Source organism: Sulfitobacter sp. G21635-S1 (genome assembly GCF_027213915.1).
In the GTDB taxonomy this organism is placed as follows: domain Bacteria; phylum Pseudomonadota; class Alphaproteobacteria; order Rhodobacterales; family Rhodobacteraceae; genus Sulfitobacter.
In genome coordinates this window covers 1-261 of the sequence record NZ_JAPWGV010000104.1, presented here as the reverse complement: position 1 = coordinate 261, position 261 = coordinate 1, and the positions used below count along the sequence as shown (strand labels likewise).

Annotated in this window: 1 protein-coding gene; it reads right to left on the bottom strand. The window is 39.1% G+C overall.

What is annotated here, in order from left to right; all coding sequences use genetic code 11:
- Positions 1 to 26 precede the first annotated feature (26 nt).
- Positions 27 to 261, bottom strand: a 235-nt coding sequence (locus O4H53_RS27275; protein WP_269368115.1) for a hypothetical protein, incomplete at its 5' end; no start/stop codon positions are given.

Here is a 261-nt window from a genome sequence, read left to right as displayed (position 1 = left end):
ATTACGTTCCGTTCCATTCCATTCAATTACATTCTATTCGGTTTATATCCATTCCATTCCATTCGATTGCGATCGAGTTGATTCCATTCCATTCCATTGCATTCCATTCCATTGCATTCCATTCCACTCCATTCGGTTCCGTTCCATTCCATTCTATTGCATTCCATTCTATTCGGGTTAATTCCATTCCATTCTATTCCATTCCATTCCATTCCATTGCATTGAAATGGAGTTGATTCCATTCGATTCCATTCCATTGCG